Origin of the sequence: Collimonas sp. (genome assembly GCF_035566555.1) — a bacterium.
Classification (GTDB): domain Bacteria; phylum Pseudomonadota; class Gammaproteobacteria; order Burkholderiales; family Burkholderiaceae_D; genus Collimonas.
In genome coordinates, this window is sequence record NZ_DATMRB010000145.1 from 1 (window position 1) to 18,047 (window position 18,047).

11 protein-coding genes and 1 pseudogene are annotated in these 18,047 nt (G+C 60.9%); 3 read left to right on the forward strand and 9 right to left on the reverse strand.

Translation table 11 applies throughout. From position 1 onward, the window contains the following. The 3 genes from VNZ65_RS18085 to VNZ65_RS18095 form a co-directional block, all read right to left on the reverse strand. On the reverse strand, positions 1-2,978 hold a 2,978-nt coding region (locus VNZ65_RS18085), incomplete at its 3' end, for a glutamate synthase central domain-containing protein (protein ID WP_325671458.1). A gap of 171 nt (positions 2,979-3,149) precedes the next feature. Next, positions 3,150-3,881, reverse strand: a complete 732-nt coding sequence (locus VNZ65_RS18090; RefSeq protein WP_325671460.1) for a transposase — start codon at positions 3,879-3,881, stop codon at positions 3,150-3,152. A 97-nt stretch (positions 3,882-3,978) separates the two neighbouring features. Beyond that, complete coding sequence (locus tag VNZ65_RS18095; RefSeq protein ID WP_325671462.1) at positions 3,979-4,872, reverse strand: LysR substrate-binding domain-containing protein; 894 nt, start codon at positions 4,870-4,872, stop codon at positions 3,979-3,981. 156 nt (positions 4,873-5,028) lie between these two features. Here VNZ65_RS18095 and VNZ65_RS18100 point away from each other — a divergent pair, with 156 nt between their 5' ends. Beyond that, positions 5,029-6,120, forward strand: coding sequence for a nitronate monooxygenase (locus VNZ65_RS18100; RefSeq protein WP_325671464.1), 1,092 nt, complete (start codon positions 5,029-5,031; stop codon positions 6,118-6,120). Positions 6,121-6,178: 58 nt separating this feature from the next. Further along, positions 6,179-7,357: a YbfB/YjiJ family MFS transporter gene (locus tag VNZ65_RS18105; RefSeq protein ID WP_414649169.1), complete on the forward strand. Its 1,179-nt coding sequence runs from the start codon at positions 6,179-6,181 to the stop codon at positions 7,355-7,357. Position 7,358: 1 nt separating this feature from the next. Here VNZ65_RS18105 and VNZ65_RS18110 read toward each other — a convergent pair whose 3' ends face one another. The 6 genes from VNZ65_RS18110 to VNZ65_RS18135 form a co-directional block, all read right to left on the reverse strand. Then, complete coding sequence (locus VNZ65_RS18110) at positions 7,359-7,589, reverse strand: hypothetical protein (protein ID WP_325671466.1); 231 nt, start codon at positions 7,587-7,589, stop codon at positions 7,359-7,361. Next, positions 7,589-9,082 (reverse strand): AMP nucleosidase, encoded by a 1,494-nt coding sequence (locus VNZ65_RS18115; RefSeq protein WP_325671468.1) that lies wholly within the window; start codon positions 9,080-9,082, stop codon positions 7,589-7,591. Before VNZ65_RS18115 ends, VNZ65_RS18110 begins: the two co-directional genes overlap by 1 nt. Before the next feature lie 131 nt (positions 9,083-9,213). After that, positions 9,214-9,885: a glutathione S-transferase gene (locus tag VNZ65_RS18120; protein WP_325671470.1), complete on the reverse strand. Its 672-nt coding sequence runs from the start codon at positions 9,883-9,885 to the stop codon at positions 9,214-9,216. Positions 9,886-9,997: 112 nt separating this feature from the next. Continuing rightward, the gene (locus VNZ65_RS18125; protein WP_325671472.1) at positions 9,998-11,566 is read right to left on the reverse strand and encodes a thioredoxin family protein; all 1,569 of its coding nucleotides are present in this window, start codon (positions 11,564-11,566) and stop codon (positions 9,998-10,000) included. A gap of 154 nt (positions 11,567-11,720) precedes the next feature. Continuing rightward, positions 11,721-14,456, reverse strand: coding sequence for a TonB-dependent receptor (locus tag VNZ65_RS18130; protein WP_325671474.1), 2,736 nt, complete (start codon positions 14,454-14,456; stop codon positions 11,721-11,723). A gap of 186 nt (positions 14,457-14,642) precedes the next feature. Continuing rightward, a complete protein-coding gene (locus VNZ65_RS18135) occupies positions 14,643-15,530 on the reverse strand; it encodes an HTH-type transcriptional regulator ArgP (RefSeq protein WP_325671476.1) in 888 nt (295 codons plus the stop codon). 151 nt (positions 15,531-15,681) lie between these two features. On the opposite strand from VNZ65_RS18135, the pseudogene VNZ65_RS18140 reads away from it, so the two are divergent. After that, positions 15,682-18,041: pseudogene (locus VNZ65_RS18140) on the forward strand (penicillin-binding protein 1A). The last annotated feature ends 6 nt before the right edge of the window (positions 18,042-18,047 follow it).

Below are 18,047 nucleotides of genomic sequence, written 5' to 3' on the forward strand. Positions count from 1 at the left end.
CCCGGCTTGGCGCCTTGCGCCATCTTGATCTGGATCTGGTCGGCCGAAATCAGGTATTCCGCGGTGACGCCGAAACGTCCCGACGCCACCTGCTTGATGCGCGAACGCAGCGAATCGCCGGCTTGCAGCGGGATATCTACTTCGATGCGGTCCTTGCCGATCACCGACGCCAGCGTCTCGCCCTGCTTGATCGGGATGCCCTTGAGTTCCTGGCGATAGCGGTTCTCGTCCTCGCCGCCTTCGCCGGTATTCGACTTGCCGCCGATGCGGTTCATCGCCACTGCCAGCGTGGCATGCGCTTCGGTCGAAATCGAACCGAGCGACATCGCACCGGTAGCGAAGCGCTTGACGATTTCCTTGGCCGGCTCGACTTCGTCCAGCGGGATCGCCTTGCTCGGATCGATCTTGAATTCAAACAGGCCGCGCAGGGTCATGTGGCGCTTGGACTGATCGTTGATCAGCTGGGCGTACTCTTTATAGCTGTTGAAATTGTTGGAACGAGTCGAATGCTGCAGCTTGGCGATCGCATCCGGCGTCCACATGTGTTCTTCGCCGCGGATACGGAAAGCATATTCGCCGCCGGCGTCGAGCGCGTTGGCCAGCACCGGATCGTCGCTGAACGCGGCGCGATGCAGGCGCAAGGCTTCTTCCGCCACTTCAAACACGCCGATGCCTTCGACATTCGATGCGGTGCCCTTGAAGTACTTCTGCGTCATGGCCTTGTTGAGGCCGATGGCTTCGAAAATCTGCGCACCGCAATACGACATGTAAGTCGAAATACCCATCTTCGACATGACTTTCAGCAAGCCCTTGCCAACCGCCTTCTGGAAATTGTAGATGGCTTTTTCCGGCGACAGCGCGCCCGGCAAGCCGTGCGCCAGCTCGGTCAGGGTATCCATCGCCAGGTAGGGATGGATGGCTTCCGCGCCGTAACCCGCCAGCAGTGCAAAGTGATGCGTCTCGCGCGCCGAACCGGTTTCAACCACCAGGCCGGTCGAAGTGCGCAGTCCCTTGCTCACCAGATGCTGGTGGATGGCCGAGGTGGCCAGCAGGGCTGGAATCGCCACCTGCTCGGCATCGACCTTGCGGTCCGACACGATCAGGATGTTGTGGCCGGACTTGACCGCATCGACTGCCTTGGCACACAGCGAGGCCAGGCGCGCTTCGATGCCTTCCTTGCCCCATGCCACCGGATAGCAGATGTTCAGCTCATGCGATTTGAACTTGCCGCCGGTATGGGCGCTGATGTTGCGCAGCTTGGCGATATCGTCGTAGTTGAGGATAGGCTGCGACACTTCCAGCCGCATCGGTGGATTTATGTTGTTGGTGTCCAGCATGTTCGGCTTAGGACCGATGAAAGACACCAGCGACATCACCATCGCTTCGCGGATCGGATCGATAGGCGGGTTGGTGACTTGCGCGAACAACTGCTTGAAATAGTGATACAGGGTCTTGTTCTTGTTGGACATGACCGCCAGCGGCGAGTCGTTGCCCATCGAGCCGATTGCTTCTTCAGCGGCGGCCGCCATCGGCGACATCAGGAACTTGATGTCTTCCTGGGTGTAGCCGAACAGCTGCTGGCGATCCAGCAGCGGGATGGTGGAGCCGGATTCGGACGGCTCGGCTTTCAGCTCGTCCAGCTTGACCCGTACCGATTCGATCCATTGCTTGTATGGCTTGGCGTTGGCGAAGGTGTCTTTCAATTCCTTGTCGTCGATGATGCGGCCGGCGTCGAGGTCGATCAGGAACATCTTGCCTGGCTGCAGGCGCCATTTCTGGATGATCTTGGATTCCGGGATCGGCAGCACACCTGATTCGGATGCCATCACCACGAAGTCGTCGTCGGTGACGATGTAGCGCGCCGGACGCAAGCCGTTGCGATCCAGGGTGCCGCCGATGTGACGGCCATCGGTAAACGCCATCGCTGCCGGGCCATCCCATGGCTCCATCATCGCAGCGTGGTATTCGTAGAAGGCGCGGCGGTTGTCGTCCATGGTGGTGTGGTTTTCCCACGCTTCCGGGATCATCATCATCATCGCCTGGGCAATCGGGTAACCTGCCATCAGCAGCAGTTCCAGCGCGTTGTCGAAGCAGGCGGTGTCGGACTGGCCTTCATAGATCAGCGGGAACAGCTTCTTCAGGTCGTCGCCCAGCACGTGTGATTTCATCACGCCTTCGCGCGCGCGCATCCAGTTGAAGTTGCCCTTGACGGTGTTGATTTCGCCGTTGTGCGCCAGCAGGCGGTACGGGTGGGCCAACGGCCATTCCGGGAAAGTATTGGTGGAGAAGCGTTGATGCACCAGCGCCAGCGCCGACAGGCAGCGTGGGTCCTGCAGATCTTTATAGTAGACACCGACCTGGTCAGCCAGCAGCAAACCCTTGTAGACCACGGTGCGGGCCGACATCGATGGCACGAAGAATTCCTTGCCGTGCAACAGGTTCAGCGCCTGGATCGCGTGGCCGGAAGATTTACGGATCACGTACAACTTGCGCTCCAGCGCATCGGTGACCATGATGTCCGGACCGCGACCGATGAAGATCTGGCGGATCACCGGTTCCTTGTCGCGCACGGTCGGCGACATCGGCATCTCGATATCCACCGGCACATCGCGCCAGCCCAGCACGACCTGGCCTTCAGCCAGCACCGCGCGTTCGATTTCCTGTTCGCAAGCGATGCGCGAAGCGTTCTCTTTTGGCAAGAACACCATGCCGACGCCGAATTCGCCCGGTGGCGGCAAGGTCACGCCCAGCTTCGCCATCTCTTCGCGATAGAACTGGTCCGGCACCTGGATCAGGATCCCGGCGCCATCGCCCATCAGCTTATCCGCGCCAACCGCACCCCGGTGATCGAGATTCTTCAGGATCAGCAAACCCTGCTCAATGATCGAGTGGCTCTTGTTGCCTTTGATGTGAGCAATAAAACCGACGCCACAGGCATCGTGTTCATTAGCCGGATCGTATAAACCTTGCGCTTGCATAACGTTGCTCCACCACTTTGAGAGTAAGGACATTAAGAATAGTGCAGACGCTTCCAGACTTCAATCACAATAAATAGGGTCAGAGTCAAATTAATGAATCCATTTTTTGCACCAAAATTAAATAGGGACAGAGTAAATTTGGTGCATTTGATGGTTTCTTGATCATTTCTGTTATTTTTTTATTGCCGGGGCCGCCGACTCCTCCGCCACCTCAGGCTGCGCCTTGAACGGCCGCCCGCGCCGGGCCGGGCGCACCCGTACGGCGCCCTGCTTTTCCAGCTTGGCCTTGAAAACGTCCGAACCCAGCGGCCAGCCTTTGTTAGTGGCATCCATCAGTTGCTTTGATTGCTCGGATGTAAGCGCTTGCTCAGCCATTTCCTTATATGCTGCTTCACGGTCAAAGGGCGTGTTGCCCAAGGCCCAATACAATGCATGGTCAGTCACCAGCGGATCCGGCTTGACGCCAACATGGTGCAAGTAGCTCGACCAGGGATACTCTCCAGGCGTCGAAGTAATACCCGCACGCACCGGATTCTGGTCGATGTAGCAGCTGCACAACATGAAATAGCGCTCTGAATCGATCACTGTGGCCCTGTAGCGCCCTTGCCACAAAGTGCCTTCCCGCGCATATTTCTGATTGAAATAAGGTACGTAATGACGCCCTACCCATTGCATCATCCGTGCCAAGCCCTCCAAGTCGCTCGGCGTTGCCAGCAAGTGGATATGGTTAGTCATCAGCACATAACCATGGATGGCAACCTTGAACTGCCTGGCCGCATCGCGCAAACGGCCAAGAAAATTCACATAATCTTCTGTTTCGCGAAAAATTGCCTGCCGGTCAACACCTCGCTGAATAAGATGGTGCGGCTGATTGGGGATCACGAGACGAGGTAAGCGAGCCATGGCAAAAAGAAAGCAGTTTAGATGCCTTCATTTTATCCATTAATTCGACTCTGACCCCATTAGTGCTTTCTTAAATCGACTCTGACCCTAATTATTTTTACTTAATTGGGGTCGGAGTCGATTTTTTTGCTTCTTTCTGGAGGATCTGGCTGAGGGCGTCGAAGGCCGGGGAGCTGTAGTCGTGGCGGCAGATCAGGTAGGTTGGGACCTGGCCGGCGGGGCCGATGGGGTAGATGGACAGGCTTTCGTTGCGGTTGTGGAGTTCGAGTACGGAGCGCGGCGCCAGGGCGATGCCGGCGCCGGCGGCGACGCAGGCCAGCATGGCGTGATAGGAGCCTAGCTCGAGAATGCGGTCGGGGCGGCGGCCGGGGATGCTGCCTGAGGCTAGCCAGTTTTCGGCGTGGCGGCGATAGGCGCAGCCGTTTTCGAAGGCGATCAGGGTGTGGGTCTGCAGGTCGTCCGGGCCGTTGATCGGGGGGTGGTTACGCGGAGCCAGCAGCACTAGTTCTTCGGTATACAGGGGCAAGATCGTCAGCAGCGGGTCTTCCAATGGTCCGGCAACCAGTGCCGCATCGAGGGTGAAGGCGCGTACGCGGTCAATCAGTTGCTGGGTCGGGCCGGTGCTGAGTTCCAACTGCACCGCGGGCCATTGCTGGTGGAAGCGCGCCAGCGGCAACGGCAAACGGCTGGCAGCGGTGCTTTCCATGGATCCGATGCGTAGGCGCCCTTGCGGCACGGCCGGCTGCACCGCCTCGCGCGCTTCAATGGCAAGGTTCAGCAGGCGTTCGGCATAGCCCAGCAGGGTTTCGCCGGCCGGCGTCAGCACCAGACGCTTGTGGTTGCGCGAAAACAGGCTGACGCCCAGCGATTGCTCCAGTTGGCGGATGCGGGTGGTGACATTCGATTGCACCCGGTGCAACTGTTCCGCCGCCCGGGTAATGCCGCCCTCGCGCACTACCGTGCGGAAAATTTCCAGAGACAAGAGATCCATGGTTCATCTCATTTAAAGATGGGTAACATTCTTATTATTCATTTTTCAGGATGATAATGTCAAGGTAGGATGAATGCCATCCAGCCCGGTGCAGTGCCGGCGCCATGTCGCTAGAGTACAACCGCACCAAGATGGTCTTTCCTCAGGAGCCTCAACATGCCCAGCATCCACTTGCAATCCGCCCCGCACAGCGCATCGTTTGCAGCACAGCTCAACCTGCGCTATCCGATCGTGCAAGGCCCCATGAACGGCGGCTCGCCGATTGAGCTGGTGACGCAAGTCTGCAACGCCGGCGGCCTGGGTTCGTTTGCGGCCGCGCTGCTGTCGCCGGCGGCGATCATCGCAGCGGTCCAGAAAATCCGCACGCTGACGACGCGGCCTTTCAACGTCAATTTATTCATCCTGGAAACCAGCCAGCCTGCCGAAGCAGAAATCGCCAGGGCAGAAGAACTGCTGCTGCCGTTCCGTGACGCGCTCGGCCTTGGTCCCGCAACACGGCCGCAGAAATTCAGCGAGAACTTCGAAGAACAGTTGGCGGCCCTGCTGGAAGCCGCGCCGCCGGTGGTCAGCTTCACCTTCGGCATCCTGTCCGCCGATACGGTGGCGCAGTTCCATGCCAAAGGCAGCAAAGTGATCGGCACTGCCACCACGGTGGCTGAAGCGGTGGCATGGGAACAGGCCGGCGCGGATTTTGTTTGCCTGCAAGGCGCTGAGGCAGGCGGCCATCGCGCTACCTTCCTCGGCGACATCGAACAGTCCAGCGTCGGCCTGATGACGCTGATTCCTCAGGCAGCGGCGGCGGTCAAGCTGCCGCTGATCGCCGCCGGCGGCATCATGGATGGCCGCGGCATCGCTGCCGCCTTGCTGCTCGGCGCCCAGGCGGCGCAGCTCGGCACCGCCTTCCTGGCTTGCCCGGAATCCGGCATCGCGCCGGCCTGGCGCGCACAGCTGGCGGTCGCGCGCGACGACAGCACGCGCCTGACCCGTAGCTTCTCGGGCCGCCACGCGCGCGGCATCGTCAATTCCTACATGGAACAGATGGCGCTCCATGAAAGCGCCCTGCCAGCGTATCCAGTGCAAAATGCCCTGAGCGCCGAAATCCGCCAAACCGCAGCCAAGCTCAGCCGGCCGGAATTCATGTCACTCTGGGCCGGCCAAGGCGTGGCCATGGCGCGGCCGATGCCGGCGGCGCAGCTGGTCGCCACGCTGGCGGCTGAATTGCAGGCGCCGCATGCCATCAATTACTAATGTGAGAATTCAATTGAATGAAGCCCGATCCGCGGCAACTGACGGCATCGCGATGAAGATGGAGCAGCATCGGGAAGCATGGCGCGTAGCCTTGGCCGGCGCACTGTGCCTGGCAGTGGCGATGGGCATAGGCCGCTTCGCTTTCACGCCGCTGCTGCCGATGATGCTGCACGATGGCGTGATCGACCTGACGGCAGGCGGCTGGCTGGCGACGGCAAATTACCTTGGTTATTTCATCGGCGCCCTGCTGTGCATGGTATTGCGCGGCAGCGCCACCCGTTTCATCCGTATCGGCCTGGCCGCAACGGTGCTGCTGACCCTGGGCATGGGGCTATTGCAGTCTCCCGGCTGGTGGCTGGTGCTGCGTACGCTGGCAGGCATCGCCAGCGCCTGCACCTTCGTGTTCGCCTCCGGCTGGTGTTTGCAGCGCCTGGCGCAGCTGCAGGCGCCGGCGCTGGGCGGCATCATCTATTGCGGCCCCGGTCTCGGCATCCTGCTGACCGGACTGGCAACCAGCGCGATGGTGTCGCATCACTGGAAAGCATCTTATGGCTGGCTCAGTTACGCGCTGCTGGCATTGCTGCTGACGGCAACCGTCTGGCGCACCTTCGCCGGGCCTGCAGTCAGCTTGACTCCGGCTGCCGCGGCCGCTCCCCAGGCACTCCCGCCAACCCAGATCGTGCGGCAGACACGCGGCCTGACCATCGCCTACGCACTGGCCGGATTCGGTTACATCATCACCGCGACTTTCTTGCCGGTGATTGCGCGCCAGGCGTTGCCCGGCTCCAGCTGGCCGGACCTGTTCTGGCCCTTGTTCGGGATCAGCGTTTCACTGGGCGCGTGGCTGGCGACGCACTTGCCGGTGCATTGGGATAACCGTCTGCTGCTGGCTGCCTGCTACCTGCTGCAGGCAGGCGGCATCCTGATCGGCGTGGCCTGGCCCAGCGTGTTCGGCTTTGCACTCGGCAGCATCCTGCTGGGCTTGCCGTTTACCGCGATTACCTTGTTTGCCATGCGCGATGCGCGGCGCCTGCGCGGCGACCAGGCGCGCAGCCTGATGGGCTTGCTGACGGCCACCTACGGCATCGGCCAGATTGTCGGGCCGCCGCTGGCGACGCGCCTGGTGCAAGGGAGCGGCAGCTTCACCTCATCGCTGTGCGTGGCCGCCTTCACGCTGGCAGCGGGCGCCGGCCTGCTCGGCTTGATGTATCGGGAAAGCCGGCAGACGCGAGCTTGAGCTATTCGCTGCTGAATTCGGCGGCGGCCTTGGCGGTCCACAGCGCCTTGTTATAAGAAGGGAAAGCCGCGTCGTAGCTGTCGATGGCGCCATCCTCGCCGACAAAATGCACCCACCAGCCGGCGCCATCCTGCGCCAGCGCGATATCGCCGCTGCGGCAATGTTCCGGTATCGCTTCGCCCTCGGCCAGGGTGACGATATTGACGCGGCGATGCTTGATGACGCTCGCCACTAGCGGAACGCCGGTTCGCTGAAGCTGCGCAGCTTGCGGCTGTGCAACTGTTCCACGCCCTGGTTGCGCAGCAGCTCCAGCGCCTTGATGCCGATTTTCAAATGCTGGTTGACACGCTGCTCGTAAAAACGGTTCGCCATGCCCGGCAATTTGATTTCACCGTGCAGCGGCTTGTCCGAAACGCATAGCAAAGTGCCGTAAGGGACACGGAAACGGAAGCCGTTGGCGGCCACTGTCGCGCTTTCCATATCCAGCGCAATCGCGCGGCTCTGGTTGAAACGCAGCAAAGGCTTGCGATGGTCGCGCAGCTCCCAGTTGCGGTCGTCGATCGAGGCCACCGTACCGGTGCGCATGATGCGTTTCAGCTCATAGCCCTCCAGCTGGGTGATGGTGGCCACGGCATCCTGCAGCGCCAGCTGCACCTCGGCCAGCGCCGGCACCGGCACCCACAGCGGCAAGTCGTCGTCCAGCACATGGTCGTCGCGCACATAGGCATGCGCCAGCACGTAATCGCCCATGCGCTGCGAGGTCGACAAGCCGGCGCAATGGCCGAGCATGATCCAGCCGTGTGGACGCAAGACCGCGACATGGTCGGTGATGGTCTTGGCATTGGAAGGGCCGACGCCGATATTGATCAGCGTAATGCCGGAACCGTCGGCGCGCTGCAGATGGTAGGCCGGCATCTGCGGCTGGCGCGCCGGCGCCACGCCGGTCAGCGAGCGGTCGGACGGCAGGTCGTCGAGGTTGGCGTTCCAGGTAGTGAGATCGCCCGGTTCGACAAACGCGGAATACTGCTGACGGTAGGCGCGCTGCTCCGGATCGCTGGTGGCTTGCATCAGCTCGCGTCCCATGCGGATGAATTCGTCGATATAGAAAGCGTAATTGGTGAACAGCACATAACGCTGGAAACGGTCGGGCGAGGTCGCCGTGTAGTGCTTCAAGCGGTGCAGCGAATAATCGACGCGCGGCGCCGTGAATAGCGCCAGCGGATGCGGATCGCCGGGCAGCTCTTCAAAGGTGCCGTTGACAATGCGGTCGTCCATGGTCGCCAGGTTGGGCAGGTCGAACACATCCGGCAACGTGCGCAGATGATCGGGATCCAGCGTGCCTTCTACATGGATGCCTTCGGGGAAGGCGAAGTGCACCGGGATCGGCATTTCGCTGACGCCGATTTCCAGCGGCACATCGTGGTTATCGCGCAGCAGCTTGAACTGGCTGACCAGGTAATTGGTATACAGCGAAGGCCGGGTCAGCGTGGTTTCGTAGACGCCGGGACCTGAGACGAAACCGAAGGAATGGCGGGTATCTGCGCGGGTGTTGAATTCCGTGGTGACGCGCACGAAGGGATAGCAGGCGCGCACCCGTTCCGGCATCACCTCGCCATTGGAAAAGCGCTTGAATGCCTCGCGCAGCAAGGCGGTATTGTGATCGTAGATTTCGCGCACGCGCTCGACGGCGGCGTGGGGATCGGTGAATTTCTCGGTGGCGAACATTGACTCTCCGTTGCGGTAGCTTTGCGTTCAGGCCCGGAACATCTTGTCCCGGACGTACAACCCAATTCTACTGTGATTGGAGAAGCAGTGCGCAGAGAGAATACGCCTGCAAGCTGCGCAGGCGACAGCCCTTATTTCAGCAAATCGTACTTGCCGCCTCTTTCAATCGCACGCTGATAGGCTGGCCGCGCATGAATCCGCTGCAAGAAGTCGAGCAGGCGCGGACGGCTGGCGTCCATGCCGCCGCGCGACTGCATGGCTTCCAGCGGGAAGCTCATCTGGATATCGGCGGCGCTGAATTCCGCGCCGGCAAACCAGGCTGACTTTTCCAGTTCGCCTTCGAGGAAATCCAGGTGCGATTTGAGTTGCGGGTCGATGTAGCTGCGCTGCACGCCGTTCGAAATCATGCGCGCCAGCGGCCGCAGCAAGGCTGGCATCGGCGGCTTGCCGAGACGGCCGAAGATCAGCTTCATCAGCAAAGGCGGCATGGCCGACCCTTCGGCGTAATGCAGCCAGTAGGTATAGCGCAAACGGTCCTTGCTGTCGGCCGCGGGAATCAGGCGGCCATAGCTGTATTTCTGCATCAGGTATTCGATGATCGCGCCCGACTCGGCGATGGTGTTGTCGCCGTCGGTAATCACCGGCGACTTGCCGAGCGGATGAACCGCCCGCAGTTCGGGCGGCGCCAGCATGGTTTTAGGGTCGCGCTGGTAAGCCTTGATTTCATAGGCCAGCCCCAGTTCTTCGAGCAGCCACAGCACGCGCTGCGAACGGGAATTGTTGAGATGGTGAACAAGAATCATGGTCGGCAAGTCCGGTCAGGTAAATGGGTTCGCTGCAGCGCATATCGAGAAATAATTGCTGCTAGCGTAACCCATTTACCGGGAAATATCCCGGCAGATTTTTCCGACAGTGTTATGCCCGCGTCGGACTCAGCAAACCCTGGCAGGTGGCGCGCTGGGCATCTGCCGTCGGCAGCTTGGTGCAGACGCCATCGAGCTGGGCGCGCAAGCGCCCCACTGCGGCCTGATGGCTGCCGCCGCTATTCCAGGCCGTGAGCCTTTGTCCGAGGCGTTCCAGCACCGAGCGGTTGCGTTCATAAAACGCATTCTGGGTGCTGCCCAGTTCCTGGAACACGCCATGCGCCACCTTTTCGATGCGCGCTTCGTCTTGCGGCGCCAGTTCCAGCAAGCCGGACAGATAGGTGACGCCCCATTGCAAGCGCGTCGCCGGTCCCTGGGCAGCCTGATAAGCCTGCTCATACCAGTTGATGGCCACCCCCTTGTCGCCGCGTTTCTTGGCATTCGAGGCCAGGCTGAGCATGAAATAGTAAGGCGCATGCGAGCGCTTCAGCTCGGCTTTCAGCAAATTGTCCGAATCGTCCAGCAGGCCAGCGTCGCCCAAGGCATGCGCCGCGGTATTGATCACCGATTGCCGCTCGAAGGCGTCGGTCGTGGCGCTATCGGCCTGCGCCACCTTTTGCTTCACCTCTTTCAGCAGGGCCGGTGGCAAAGCACCATCAGGATTGTCTATGCGCGCCAGCGATACCTGCGCGGCGAGCGCCGACAAGCGGTCGGTCTTCGACAGGCTGGCGTCGACCGACAAGCGCTGCATGGCCAGGTTCGCCGCCGCCAGCAGTTTCGTGCGCGCCGCTGATTTGGGATCGCTCGCCAGCTGCACCAGCTCGGCCGGGTAGTTGGTCAGGATATCCATGTTCTCGCGCGAACTGCGGACATCCGCCAGCGTCTTGTTCAACTGCGCCGCCGCTGCGGTCTTGTCGACCGTGCCCGCCTCGCCCGGCTTCGCGGTCGCTGCCGCCACCAGTGCGCTCAAGGCCAGGCGATTGGCGATATCGCCCGCCGGACTGGCCGCCGCCAGCTTCTTCAGGGTAGCCGGCAAATCCTTGCCGACCAGCTGCTGCTCATCGGTATCCCAGGAATAGTAAGCCAGCAAACGCCATTCATCCGCGCTCAGCTTGCCGCCAGCCAGCGCCGCCTGCAAGATCTGCCGCACCGGACGGTTGGCGCTGATGCCCAACGTCAGAGTCTGCAGATAGCGCTCCGCATCGACCTCGCCCGGCAGCCGCGTGATTTCCGTGCCGTCCGGCTTGAACAGGATCATGGTCGGATAGCCGCGCACCTTGAAACGCTCGCCGAGCTTTTGCGCGCCGGCGCTATCGCCGTCGATATGCACCGGCACAAAGAAACGCGAGCGCTCGATGAAGCCCTGGCGATTGAAAATGGTTGCCTTGACCTGGTTGCAAGGCGGACACCAGGTTGCGCCCCAGTACAGGAACAGGGGCTTGTTGTTGGCCTTGGCGAAGGCGAAAGCGGCATCGACGTCGCCTTCATACCAGTTGATGCCTTCGGCTGCGGCAGTGGTGGCGGCCGCGGGCTTTTGGCCGGCGGCGGGCAGCGCGGAGGCCGGCCCGGCTGCGCATATCAGGGTAGCGATAATCGCAGCGGTTGCAGATTGAATTTTCATCGTGTATTTGTATAAATTATTAACGCCGTATTTAAGCCGACCGCGTCTGGCCGACCGCGTCATTCCCGCGCACGCGGGAATCCATTTTTACTGCCATATTCGGCAACTTGGATTCCCGCGTGCGCGGGAATGACGAAGAGATCGCTATGCGGCCCTAAGAACCAAAGTGATAATTGAATTCCAGCCATCCCATGCGGCCGTAGGGATTGTAGTTACCAACAGGATAATACGGCCAGCCGGCGGTATTGTCTTGCTTGACCGAATTGAAGACATTGTTGACGATCAGCGAAACCGATGCGCGCGAGTTGATCTGGTAGCCGGCACTCAGGTTGACCAGTGCGAACGGCGAGATGCGGCGGGTCTGGTCGGCGCTAGGCAGGCTGCCGTAGCGCGTGACCTGCACCGTGCTGGTCCATGGACCGCGCAGCCAGGTGGCGCTGGCGTTGACCTTGGAACCCCAGTCCGGATTGGTCAGCGAGTTCAGCAGGTCCTGGTCCGGATCGGCGGCAAACTGCCGGTAGTGATGGCTCAGCACCTTGGTGTAATTCGCCTTCAGCACGAAATCGCCGACGCCGCCGCCCTTGATGCGCCACTTGCCGCTGAAATCCAGGCCGCTGGTGCGCTCCTGCGCCGCATTGATCGGATTGACCAGGATGTCCTGGATCGCGTTCGGCTGGAATACGGCATTGGGCGGATTACGTATCACCCGCGCCAGCGCATCGACGCAGGTGGGCGAATTGATATCCAGCTGGCCGGCACGACAATTGGCTTCATTGTGCAGGATGATGTCGGGATCGAGGTTGGTCACCAGGTTGTCGATCTGGATACGCCAGAAATCGGCCGAGACATCGAAGTTGGAGGTCGGCGACCACACCACGCCATAGCTCCAGGACTTGGCGTTTTCCGGTTTCAGATCCTTGCTGCCGGTCTGGATGTAGTTGGCGCCGGGCGAATAATTGTTGTAGGTGCAACCGGCCAAGGCCTGTCCCGACTGCGCGCATCGATAGTAATCGGTGGTCGACGAGTAATAGCCGCGGGTGGTGGTCGAATAGATGTAATTCATGTCCGGCGCACGGAAACTGGTGGCGTAGTTGCCGCGGAATAGCAGGGTCTTTGCAGGACGGAATTCCAGCCCGGTGTTATAGGTGAACTTGCCATCGCTGCGGCCGGCAAAATTGTAGTCGTCGTAACGGCCGGCGACGGTCGCGACCAGTTGCTTGAGCAGCGGGATGTTCAATTCCGTGCCCAGCGCATAGCGCTTGCGCGAACCGCTGGCGCCCTCGGCATCCGAATTGTTATAAAACACGCCCTGGTTGATTTGCGGATCCGGCGTGTTGCTGAAACCCTGGCTGCCGAATTCGGTCACCGCCGCCAGCCGTACCGGGCCGGCCGGCAGATTGAACAGTTCGCCGTTGGCGCTCAGGCTCAAGGTCTGGGTCCAGGATTTATTGCGGGTAGTCGCCTCGCCGGTAATGGAGTTGAACTGGCCAGGCGTCAGCGGCTGGTACAGCCGGTTAGGATCCGGCGCATAGATGGCGACGCCGTCCGAGTTATAGCCAAGGCGCGGGCCGAGGAAAAAACTGTCGACATTCGCCAGCAGCAAAGGCGTGGTCTGCTTGCTGGTGTAGGCGGAGATATTGTAGGCCGCCTCGTATTTCCAGCTGCTGGTGGCAGGAATATCGCCACGCACGCCGACGGTCCAGTTGCCGGCAACGTCGTCCCATTTTTTGTTGTAGCGCGTCGCGCCGCCGATTTCTTCCGGCGCAATGCGGCGTGACCAGCTCTCGTTGGCGCCGGTGTTCTGGTTGAAGAAGTAGCTGTTGCCGCCGCCTTCCGAGGTCCAGTTCGGGCCGCGCGTATTATTCTGCGTGCTGTTAAAGCCCAGCATCAGGTCGCTGAATACCTCGGTCGTGGGTGTCAGCTGGTAAGTCAGGCTGCCGAACAGGTTCTTGCTTTCGTTCTGCGTCATGGTGGTCCAGTAGGACGGCTGCGCCTTGCCACTGGCGCAATACGGATCGCCGGTCTTCACCACGCTGCTGCTGAACAGCTTGCCCATCTGAGCGCACCCCGCGCCGGGATCGATATAGTCGCCGCTATCGGCGTTCAGGCGTCCAGCGATCCGGGTCGGCGCCGTGCCGTCGGAGGAAGCCGACGACATGAAATCGCGTTGCCGGCTCCAGATCGGCTGGGTCCGGCTCAGCTCGATGCCGAAGACACCGCTCAGGTTGCCGCTGCTGCCACCGCCGGTAAACTGGATGCGCTGGTTGGAGCCGCCGCCGTCCTGGGTGCCGCCGGCCTTGATATTGAGATCAAAACCCTCGGCCTTCTTCTTCAAGATGACGTTGACCACGCCGGCAATCGCGTCGGAACCGTACACCGCCGAAGCGCCGCCGTTCAGGATTTCGATGCGGTCGACCAGGGCCGAAGGGATATTCGCCAGGTTGACGAAGTTGACCGAGCCGTCATACGCCACCGGATAATCGGCAACGCGCCGGCCGTTGACCAGGATCAGGGTGTGGTTCGGCCCGAGGCCGCGCAGGCTGATGGTGTTTGCGGCGGGGGTAAAGGTGTTGCCGAAATCGGCGCCTTGCGTCATGCCGGTATTTTGCGTCTGCGCGCTGAGGGCGTCGTAGACATTGCGGTAGCCCTGCTTCTCGATGTCTTCGCCGGTAATCACGGTGACGCTGGTCGGCCCCTCCTTGCTGGCGCGCGGGATGCGCGAACCGGTGACCACGACCTGTTTGCCGTCGTTGCCTGAGGCGGCGGAGTCGTCTGCCGCCGGACTTGACTGTGTGGTTTGTGCTTGTGCTGACTGATAGACGTACGGGACGCCATAAGCGATGAATAGCGACAGTGCGGAGCGCACCGGCCAGGTTTTAAGTCTGTGCATGCGTATCTAACCCTTCCCATGTTTTTTATTGTAAAGAACTGTTACGTTCTTTAATGGGAGAATAGAATATAGTATCCGCAAGGAAATAAAAACTGCTGTATTCACATATCTTTATGCGTTACATAAACAGCAGCGGCAGCAGCCTGGCCGCTGGGCCGAAGGCTTTTCCAGGCACTTTCAAAACAGTCATTTCAGGATTTTCCGCGCCGCAGCAATAATCTGCCGCGACAGGTTTTCCATGCGCGGCGATTGCACTTTCCAGGTGTGCCAATACAGTTCAAGTTCCAGCGGCCTGGCCGGCGCCAGATGCACCATTTCATCTTTCTTGCCGGCCGCCTTGAGCAGCAGTTCCGGCACCATGCCGTAGCCCAGGCCGTAGCGGATAGCGTTGAAGTGCGAGGCGGCGCCCGGCACATAGTGGCAAGGATAAGCACCCGCCGGCAGCCCCAGCTTGCTGAGCAAAAAAGACGACTGCAAGGTGTCCTTATGGGTGTATGCCACCACCGGCGCCTGGCGCGCGGCCTTGCGTGTCAGGCCTTCAGGAAACCAGCGTTCACGGAAATCTTCCGCCGCCACCAGCCAGTAGCGCATCACCCCCAGCAGCTCAGCCGAACAACCGCGCATCGGCTTCGGCTCGGTGCTGATGCAGCCGATCGCCAGCCCGGTCTCCAGTAGCGAATACGTGTGATCCTGGTCTTCCACGGTCAGGTCCAGCAGCACGCGTTCGCGTATCAGCACCTCCGACAAGGCTGGGAAAAACCAGGTGCCGATCGAATCGGCATTAAGCGCCAGCACCAGGGTCAGCGGCGCATCCTGCTGCACCGCCAGTTCCGCCGCCAGGTCGGCTTCCAGCAGCTTGGTCCGCTTCAGGTATTGCATCAGCCGCTGCCCCATGCGGGTCGCCCGCGCCGGCCGGCTGCGCACGATCAGCGCGTTGCCGAGCTGGCTTTCGAGCGCCCGTACGCGCTGTGAAATGGCGGGTGACGTCAGGTGCAGGCGCGCAGCGGCCTGTTCAAAGCTGCCGCTCTCGATCACGGCGCGAAACGCCTCGGTGTGCTTGGGATTGAGGTTCATGCGCGCCATCCTTAGATAAGAAATATTTATGACTACTTAATAATACTTAATTTTACTAAGTATATCGTTTGCTGCCATCACAATAGCCGCCATCAACACCATCCACACCGCGTTCGCCTTCGATTCGTGCGCCATTTCAACAGGAGCGACCATGCGGCCAGCAGCAGAGCAAGCAACACCGCGACTTTCCCGTCGCCTCAAATTCATCTTCGGCTTCAGCATCGGCCTGATACTGGCCGCCGGCCTCGCCGGCGGCTACTGGTTGCGCCAGGCCTGGCAGCAACTGCCTTCGGTCGACCATCTGGCCCAATACAATCCGGCGCTGCCGTTGCGGATCTATTCCAGCGAAGGCATCCTGCTGGCGGAATACGGCGAAGAACGCCGCGAATTCCTGCCGATCGAAAAGATTCCACTAGTGATGCGGCAGGCCCTGCTGGCGATCGAAGACGCACACTTCTACCAACACGGCGCCGTCGATTTCGGCGGCCTGCTGCGGGCGGCGCTGGCCAACCTGACCAGTGGCCAGCACGGCCAAGGCGCCAGCACCATCACCATGCAAGTCGCGCGCGGCTTTTTCCTGACGCGTGAAAAAACCCTGCGGCGCAAGCTGAACGAAATCCTGCTGTCGTATAAGCTGGAACAGCAGTACAGCAAGGACAAGCTGCTGGAGCTCTACATGAACCAGATCTATCTCGGCGAGCGCTCGTATGGATTCGCTGCCGCGTCCAGCATTTATTTCGACAAGCCGCTGGAGCAGGTCAGCGTGGCGGAAGCGGCGATGCTGGCGGGCCTGCCGAAAGCGCCGTCGGCCTACAACCCGGTGGCCAATCCGCAGCGCGCGGAAATCCGCCAGCACTATATCTTGCAGCGCATGCTGGAGCTCGGCTATATCGGACAGGAGGTTTACCAGCAAGCCCTGCAAGAAAAACTGGTGCTCAATCCCAACCGCAATCCGTCGGTGCGGGAAGCCGCTTACGCGGTGGAAGAAGCGCGGCAGATGATGATGCAGCTGTATCAGGAGCGCGCTTACACCATGGGTCTGGATGTCACCACCACGATCCAGATGGCGCCGCAGCTGGCTGCCGACAAACAGCTGCGCTCAGGCCTGCTGGATGCACAGGGACGCAGAGGTTATCGCGGCCCGGAAGCGCAGCTTGGCGCAAGCGCTAACGATGATGCGAGCAGCTCGGCACATAGGCTGTTGCTGCCATATCCGGACAGTGGCGAAATCCGTGCGGCGCTGGTCACCGCGGCGACGCCGAAGCAAATCAAAGCCGTCTTGCGCAATGGCGAGACGCTGCAGATCAGCGCCATCGATCCGCGCATCGCCGGCGGCTGGAGCAAGTTGCCGGCCAGCGGTAAGCGCAGCATAGTTGCAGGCTCTGTCATCCGCGCCTATCGCGACAGTTCGGACCGCTGGCTGCTGAGCCAGACACCGGAAATGGAAGGCGCGCTGATCTCGGTCGACGCCAAAAACGGCGATATCCTGGCGCTGGCGGGCGGCTTCGATTTTTTCCGCAATCCTTTCGACCACGCCTTGCAGGCGTACCGCCAGCCCGGTTCGAGTTTCAAGCCGTTTGTCTATTCCGCAGCGCTGGAAAAGGGCTATTTCCCGGGCACCATGGTCGACGACACGCAACGCGTCCTGCTGCCTCAGGAAACCGGCGCCCGTGCCTGGCGGCCACGCAATTTCGGCAACAATTATGAAGGATTCATCACCGTCCGGCGCGGCCTGATGCGCTCCAAGAACCTGGTGGCGGTGAGCCTGATGCAAGCCTCCGGCGCCGCCTATGTACAAGAATTTGCCACCCAGTTCGGCTTCCTCTCCGAACGCAATCCGGTCTCGCTGCCGCTGGCGCTAGGCGCCGGCGCCGTGACTCCGCTGCAGCTGGCGCAGTCCTATGCCGTGTTCGCCAACGGCGGTCGGGTCCAGGCGCCACGCCTGATCAAGGAAATCCGCGACCGCTCGGGACAAGTGCTGTTCGCCGACAACGCAGGCAGGAATCCCGGTAAGAAAGTCGTCTCGGCGCGCAACGCCTACATCATGGACAGCATGCTGCAAGACGTCGTGAAGTCCGGCACCGGCCATGGCGCCAAGGTGCTGGCGCGTAGCGACACCGCCGGCAAGACCGGCACCTCGAACAATGCCTATGACGCCTGGTTCGCCGGTTATTCATCGGGCGTGGTATCGGTAGTGTGGCTGGGCTATGATCAGCCTAAATCGCTGGGCAACACCACCGGCGGCGTGGCGGCGCTGCCGATCTGGAGCCGCTACATGCAAGTCGCAGCGAACGGCCGCAGGAGGAACCGGCCGGACTCAGCGTCTATGACGGCGATTATGTCTATGCGGAATACCTGAAGGGCAGCTGCGTGACGGACAGCCATTCCTTCATCCACAGCAAGCTGAAATGCCAGGCCGACGGCAGCAGCGACCTGGCGCTCGAAAAAGAAGCCTTGAACGCGGCCCAGGAACGCGAGCAGATCCTGAAACTATTTTCTTCCGGAGACTAAGCCATG

Coding starts and splice junctions, on each gene's coding strand:
- VNZ65_RS18090 (WP_325671460.1), bottom strand. CDS start 3,881: ATGGCTCGCTTACCTCGTCTCGTGATCCCCAATCAGCCGCACCATCTT.
- VNZ65_RS18095 (WP_325671462.1), bottom strand. CDS start 4,872: ATGGATCTCTTGTCTCTGGAAATTTTCCGCACGGTAGTGCGCGAGGGC.
- VNZ65_RS18100 (WP_325671464.1), top strand. CDS start 5,029: ATGCCCAGCATCCACTTGCAATCCGCCCCGCACAGCGCATCGTTTGCA.
- VNZ65_RS18105 (WP_414649169.1), top strand. CDS start 6,179: ATGGAGCAGCATCGGGAAGCATGGCGCGTAGCCTTGGCCGGCGCACTG.
- VNZ65_RS18115 (WP_325671468.1), bottom strand. CDS start 9,082: ATGTTCGCCACCGAGAAATTCACCGATCCCCACGCCGCCGTCGAGCGC.
- VNZ65_RS18120 (WP_325671470.1), bottom strand. CDS start 9,885: ATGATTCTTGTTCACCATCTCAACAATTCCCGTTCGCAGCGCGTGCTG.
- VNZ65_RS18125 (WP_325671472.1), bottom strand. CDS start 11,566: ATGAAAATTCAATCTGCAACCGCTGCGATTATCGCTACCCTGATATGC.
- VNZ65_RS18130 (WP_325671474.1), bottom strand. CDS start 14,456: ATGCACAGACTTAAAACCTGGCCGGTGCGCTCCGCACTGTCGCTATTC.
- VNZ65_RS18135 (WP_325671476.1), bottom strand. CDS start 15,530: ATGAACCTCAATCCCAAGCACACCGAGGCGTTTCGCGCCGTGATCGAG.